We start from the raw sequence: 6,031 nt of genomic DNA, 5'->3' as shown, positions 1-6,031 counted from the left end.
AGGTTCCGCTGCCCTGGATTGCTTCGCTTCGCTCGCAAAGACGGGAGTTGCGGCTTGGTTCAGTTTACCCCGAGCACGCTCTAACGGCCGGCCCCTCCCCTGATCGAAAACACGACAGTACTTCGTAGCATTCAACTCGTTCTTAAGATATTAAATCTGATTGCTATATTATATTTCAAAATATACGCGTTTGGTCTGTTGCCGAGCGCCGCTCTGGCGACATTAGATTATCCGTATCTCAGATTGCGCACGCCATTCTCAAGAAAAACGGCCGGTGCGTGGTGAACAAACGCTGTCTCGTGCGTTCGGTGGACGCGGGCGCTGCGCGCCGGCACGAGTGGCCCCGGTGGCCGCGTCGAGGAGAGAACCATGGTGGACACTGATCGAATCGCCGGAGGGGCCAAGGAAGCCCTCGGCAAGGCGCAGGGAGCCGTCGGCGACGCCCTCGGATCGAATCGCGATTCCGTCGAGGGGCGCGTTCGCGATGTGAAGGGCCAGGCACAGGGCGCCTACGGGCAGGCGAAGGATACCGCCCGTGATGTCGCGGACCGCGCCTCCGATTACGCGAGCGACGCCTATGACCGCGCTGGCGACTACGCCAGCGATGCCTATGAGCGCGGCGGGTCCTACCTCCGGGAGGGACGTGAAGCCGTCGGGGCTCGTGTCGAAGAGAACCCGATGATCGCCCTGCTCATTGCGGGCGCGGTAGGCTACGGCCTCGCCTTGCTAGTGCACGGGCGCCGCTGAGGCTGCAATGACGGCCCCGCTGATCGGGCGGGGCCGTTCCAGGCTCTACTGAGCGGTCCAGCCGCCGTCCATGGCGAGGTTCGCGCCCGTCATCTGGCTGGCCGCGTCGGAGCAGAGGAACACCGCCAGCGCCGCCACCTGCTCGACGGTCACGAACTCCTTGGTCGGCTGCGCCTTCAGAAGCACGTCTTCGATGACCTGCTCCTTGGTGAGGCCCCGCGCCTTCATCGTATCGGGAATCTGCGCCTCGACGAGGGGCGTCCAGACATAGCCCGGCGAGATGCAGTTCACGGTGATCTTGTGCGGCGCCAGTTCGAGGGCGGCGGTCTTGGTCAGCCCGGCGATGCCGTGCTTGGCCGCCACATAGGCCGATTTGAACGGCGAGGCGACGAGCGAGTGCGCCGAGGCGGTGTTGATGATCCGGCCCCAGCCCCGCGCCTTCATGCCGGGGATGGCCGCCTTCATCGCATAGAAGGCCGAGGACAGATTGATCGCGATGATCTGCTCCCACTTCTCGCCGGGGAACTCCTCGATCGGCGAGACGAACTGGATCCCGGCATTGTTCACGAGAACGTCGACGGACCCGAAGCGCTCGTGCGCTTCTTCCACCATCGCGTCGATCTCCGCGGGCTTGGTCATGTCGGCGCCGGAATAGTGGGCGCGCACGCCAAAGTCCTTCTCGATGGCGCCGCGCTCGCGTTCGATCGCCTCCGCGTTGCCGAACCCGTTGAGGATGATGTCCGCTCCCTCGGCCGCAAAGGCGCGGGCGATGGCGAGCCCGATTCCGCTGGTCGATCCGGTGACGAGGGCGGTCTTGGTCTTCAGCGTCATGGCAACCTCCAGAACGGCGTAAGGACGGTGAGTCAGGCGAGATAGTCGTGCAGGACTTCGCCGAAGGGCAGTGTGAAGTCCACGATCATATGGCGTGCGCCGACGATCCGGCGGACGGGAAGATCAGCCACGCGGCAATTGACATGGGGAATCAGGTGCAGGCGGCCTTCGCCGTTCCAGGCACCGTGGACCGTGACGTCCTGCAGGCGGTAGCCGACGAGCTGGGCGACCTTCGGCGTCCCATCGACATCGGGCAGGATCTTGAGGTTCACATTCAGCTTGAGAAGCCCGTCCCTGACGCTGGCGAGGTCGTGGGCGAGGCTTTCGTGCTTATAGGTCATCGTGCCCATCGCGACACGCTCGTCATCGTAGAAGAGGGTCCCGGTCAGGGTGTCCTTCATGACTTTCAGGCGGGGCTGGCCCCACTTCTTGGGAAAGCCCCAGATCTCGCGTCCGGCGGTGATCGGCGGCTCGTCATCGAGATACATCTGAATGGAGAAGTTGCAGGGTTCGCCGTTGTATGTGGCGAATGCCCCGGACCCGCTTTCCTCGTAATCGCCGAAGCCCGAGGAATCGGGCATCTTCATCCACTCGTAGAACACGAGATTGTCCGGATGCGGCTCCAGCGGCTCCGGGAGCGCCCGGCGAAGGGCGACCGGATCGGTCTCGTAGGTGATGATCAGATATTCCCGGTGGCAGAACCTGTATGGCCCGCGCGGATAGCTCGGGCTGAAGGCGGGCATCGAGGTGGTCGCCAGGATCTCGTCGCGGGTCATCGTCGTTCTCCGCTGGTTCCGGCCGGGGCCATCGAACCGCCCCCGGCCACGGGTTGGAAACGGATCAGTCGCGGGCGTGGAGGGTCAGGTCGAATACGGCGACGCCGGCCTCGTTGTGCCGCCGCTCGTGCCATGCTGGGTGGCGATAGGATCGGATAAGGTCATTCCGGCCCGCCTGCCAATGCTCGATCATGGTGGCCCGGGAGAACTCGAAATCCTTCGAATCGCCCTCGTAAGCCTTCTGCCGGTAGATCAGCTGCATCAAGGTGATGAAGTTTTCCCGGGAAACCTGCCGCAGAAAGTCTGCATCCTCATCCGACATCAGTTCGGACGGCAACTTATCCAACAGCCGCCGGACCGACCGTTTGATCTTGCGCGCCTCGATATTCTTATCCGTATTGAGGCGGGTCCGGCTGGAGTAACGGATGTCCTTTTCCCGCTCGGCCACTTCGAGCAGGGTCCGCGGCATGGTCCCTTGCGCCGGGAACAGATCGACTTGGTAGATCACGAGGTCCCGGCGACGTTCGCTGTCAAGGACGTAGTCGAGGGGGGTGTTCGACACCAAGCCGCCGTCCCAGTACGCCTCGCCGTCGATCAGGACCGGCGGGAAGCCCGGCGGGAGGGCGCCCGACGCCATCACGTGTTCAGGCCCGATCCGATCCGTGCGGTTGTCGAAGTAGACGAAATTGCCGGAGCGAACATTCACCGCCCCGATACTGAGCCGGACATGCCCCGCATTGATGAGATCGAAATCAACGAGGCGTTCCAACGTCGCCTTGAGGGCCCCGGTGTCGTAGACGCTGAGCGCCTCTGGGGCGCCAGCCGGATAGAACGCGGCCGGCGGGATGCGGGGATTGAAGAATCCAGGCACGCCGACAAGGGTAATCCAGGCCGCCGAGAGGCTGTTGAAGACCGTTCTCGCTTGTTCCCCCGGGATTGCCGGTGATGCCGTGAGATCGGAACTGACAAGGTCCCAGAATTCACGAAGCTGCGCGACGCGCCGCTCAGGGGGGTTGCCGGCGATCAGCGCCGCGTTGATCGCGCCGATCGAGATTCCTGCCACCCAGTCAATGGAACAGCCTTGCTCGCAGAGCGCGTCATAGATCCCGGCCTGATAGGAGCCGAGGGCGCCACCACCCTGGAGAACGAGGACCGAGGCTTCACCGGACGGGTAGAGAGAATCGCTCGCGGTCATGGCTTGGCCTTGCCCCTCGTCGCGAGCGTCCTTGGCACAGTCCCATCGTGCGAATGTGACGGTCTGCTTTTTCTCGTTGGCAACCGCTCAGCATCCAGGGATGCGCGGCCTTCATGAGGTGGCGTCGGTGCTCTCAGTCGGCTCGGCCCGCGCCGGGAGCGGATCCCGCAAAAGGGGCAGGGTCAGCTCAAGCCGCAATCCCGGGTGATTGTCGGCCAGTCGCAACGTTCCCCGGTGGAGACGTACCACCGCGTTCACGAGGCTGAGGCCGAGCCCGAAGCCGGGACGCGAACGGGATTTCTCGAGCCGGACGAATCGGGCGAGGACATGCTCGCGCTCCCCATCGGGAATGCCCGGCCCGTGATCGGCCACCGCCAGATGGGCAAAGCCGTCCCTTGCCTCCACCGAGATGAGCACCTTTGCCGGGCTGCCCTCATCCGGCGTGCCGTATTTCAAGGCGTTGTCGATCAGGTTCGCCAAAGCTTGCCCGATGAGTTCGCGATTCGCCTCGATGAAGACACCGGCCTCGGTCCGGGTCTCGATTGCGAGGCCGTGGTCCTCCGCGAGGGCCTCATAGAGTTCCCCGACCCCGCTCGCCGTGGCGCCAAGATCGAGGGGCGCCATGATCTCACTGGCGCTCCCGGCTTCCAAGCGGGCGATGGTCAGCAGCGCGTTGAAGACGCGGATGAGCCCATCTCCCTCATCGATCACCGCTTCAAGCGCCGCCCGCAACTCGTCAGCCGAGCTTGCCCGGCGCAGGGCATCGTCGGCACGGTTCCGGAGGCGAGTCAGCGGCGTCTTCAGGTCGTGGGCGATGTTGTCGGAGACTTCCCGCATGCCCTGCATCAGTTCGCCGATTCGCTCGAGCATCTGGTTGAGGTTCGTGGCGAGCCGGTCGAGTTCATCGCCATTCCCCGCGACGGCCAGCCGGTCGTCGAGGTCGCCCGCCATGATCGCCCGGGTCGTGCGGGTCATCGCGTCCACCCGGGCAAGGACCCGGCTCGCCGCGAGCCATCCGCCGATGATGCCCAGCACGATCACCGCGCCCAGCGACGATGCGAAAGCCCGGCCGATCACCGCGCGAAGCCTGTCGCGCTCCTCCGTGTCCCGCCCGACGAGGAGACGGAAGCCGCCCGGCAGGGTGAAGACCTGGACGATGGCGAAATGCTCATCGGCGTTCGCTTCGCCGCGCCCGTAGCTGACCTCGCTCTGGCCGGGCTTGGCCAAGACCGCAGCCGGAACAGACGCCACGTTGCCGACGATATGGTCGCCGTTGGCGGTGGTCACGAGATAGAGGGAGGCCCCTGGTTCGCGGGAGCGTCGTTCGACAACACTGATGAGGCGGCGCAACCCGCCGCTGTTGTATTGCTCGGAAAGGCCGTTGATCTCGGCATCGATCGTCGAGACGATCTGGTCGTCGAGGACGGCGCGGGCGTTCCACGCAACGTAGCCGAGGGCGAGGAAGGCACAGAGGGCAAAGACCGCGAGATACGCGATCGACAGCTTGAACGCTGTCGTGCGGAACAGCTTGGAGACGCGGGCAACGACCGATTCGCGTTGTCCCGTCTCGGCGGCCAGGAATGGTCCGCTCACACCGGTCCGCCTTCGTCCGCGCGAAGCACGTAGCCCGAACCGCGGACGGTATGGATCATCGGATGCGCGAAACCCTTGTCGAGCTTGGCCCGCAGGCGTGAAACGTGCACATCGATTACATTCGTCTGCGGATCGAAGTGATAGTCCCAGACATGTTCGAGCAGCATCGTCCGGGTCACGACCTGTCCGGCGTGGCGCATGAGGAATTCGAGCAGCCGGAACTCCCTCGGCTGGAGCGGAATATCCTTGCCGCCGCGGCTGACCCGGTGGGACAGCCGGTCGAGTTCCAGTTCCCCGACGCGATAACGGGTTTCCTCCGCCATCCCCGCTGCGCCGCTCCGCCGCCGTGCGAGGGCCTCGGTGCGGGCGAGGAGCTCCGAGAACGCATAGGGCTTCGGCAGGTAATCGTCCCCACCGGCGCGCAGACCTTTCACCCGGTCGTCTACTTGGCCCAAAGCCGAGAGGATCAAGACCGGTGTCGCCACTCCTTGCTCCCGAAGGGACCGAATGACGGAGAGACCGTCGAGTTTTGGAAGCATGCGATCGACGATCAGCACGTCGTATGCGCCTTCACTCGCCAGCGCATAGCCGTCGAGGCCGTTCTCCGCACTGTCGGCCACATGTCCGAGTTCGCGGAAGGCTTTCACGATGTAGGCGGACGCGTCGCGATCGTCCTCGATGACCAGAAGCCGCATGGACGAGGCTTGTAGCGGAGGCTTCGGTGCGGCGGAATGCGTTTCTGGGAGCATGCCCCCCTCCCCTGCCCCAGCGGCCAGATTGGCCATGCGGGGATTGTTCCGGCACGGACCATGACGCTGGAGAACTTACGGGAGGGTCGCGGCAAGATGACGAGTTGGTCATGCGCAACGCCGAACACGAGAAGGCCGCC

The 6,031-nt window shown here is 64.5% G+C and carries 6 protein-coding genes; 1 reads left to right on the top strand and 5 read right to left on the bottom strand.

From position 1 onward, the window contains the following. Positions 1–369 precede the first annotated feature (369 nt). On the top strand, positions 370–747 hold the full coding sequence (locus MFF22_RS24370) for a CsbD family protein (protein WP_238253340.1): 378 nt from the start codon (positions 370–372) through the stop codon (positions 745–747). Positions 748–792: 45 nt separating this feature from the next. On the opposite strand, the gene MFF22_RS24365 is transcribed toward MFF22_RS24370, so the two are convergent. The 5 genes from MFF22_RS24365 to MFF22_RS24345 form a co-directional block, all read right to left on the bottom strand. Continuing rightward, entirely contained in the window at positions 793–1,578 is a 786-nt protein-coding gene (locus MFF22_RS24365; protein ID WP_238253339.1) for a 3-hydroxybutyrate dehydrogenase, read from the bottom strand. Positions 1,579–1,610: 32 nt separating this feature from the next. Then, positions 1,611–2,354 (bottom strand): acetoacetate decarboxylase, encoded by a 744-nt coding sequence (locus MFF22_RS24360; protein ID WP_238253338.1) that lies wholly within the window; start codon positions 2,352–2,354, stop codon positions 1,611–1,613. Positions 2,355–2,418: 64 nt separating this feature from the next. Next, positions 2,419–3,549 carry a patatin-like phospholipase family protein gene (locus MFF22_RS24355; protein WP_238253337.1) on the bottom strand — a complete coding sequence of 377 codons (1,131 nt, stop codon included), beginning with the start codon at positions 3,547–3,549 and terminating at the stop codon, positions 2,419–2,421. Between the two features lie 111 nt (positions 3,550–3,660). Further along, a complete protein-coding gene (locus MFF22_RS24350) occupies positions 3,661–5,142 on the bottom strand; it encodes a HAMP domain-containing sensor histidine kinase (protein WP_238253336.1) in 1,482 nt (493 codons plus the stop codon). Next, complete coding sequence (locus MFF22_RS24345) at positions 5,139–5,837, bottom strand: response regulator transcription factor (RefSeq protein WP_238253342.1); 699 nt, start codon at positions 5,835–5,837, stop codon at positions 5,139–5,141. Before MFF22_RS24345 ends, MFF22_RS24350 begins: the two co-directional genes overlap by 4 nt. Positions 5,838–6,031: the final 194 nt, after the last annotated feature.

Origin of the sequence: Methylobacterium persicinum, from assembly GCF_022179525.1 — a bacterium.
GTDB lineage: Bacteria > Pseudomonadota > Alphaproteobacteria > Rhizobiales > Beijerinckiaceae > Methylobacterium > Methylobacterium persicinum.
Note: the sequence above shows the minus strand (reverse complement) of the source record. Positions and strands in the feature narration are given on the sequence as shown.

Coding starts and splice junctions, on each gene's coding strand:
- MFF22_RS24370 (WP_238253340.1), top strand. CDS start 370: ATGGTGGACACTGATCGAATCGCCGGAGGGGCCAAGGAAGCCCTCGGC.
- MFF22_RS24345 (WP_238253342.1), bottom strand. CDS start 5,837: ATGCGGCTTCTGGTCATCGAGGACGATCGCGACGCGTCCGCCTACATC.
- MFF22_RS24360 (WP_238253338.1), bottom strand. CDS start 2,354: ATGACCCGCGACGAGATCCTGGCGACCACCTCGATGCCCGCCTTCAGC.
- MFF22_RS24355 (WP_238253337.1), bottom strand. CDS start 3,549: ATGACCGCGAGCGATTCTCTCTACCCGTCCGGTGAAGCCTCGGTCCTC.
- MFF22_RS24365 (WP_238253339.1), bottom strand. CDS start 1,578: ATGACGCTGAAGACCAAGACCGCCCTCGTCACCGGATCGACCAGCGGA.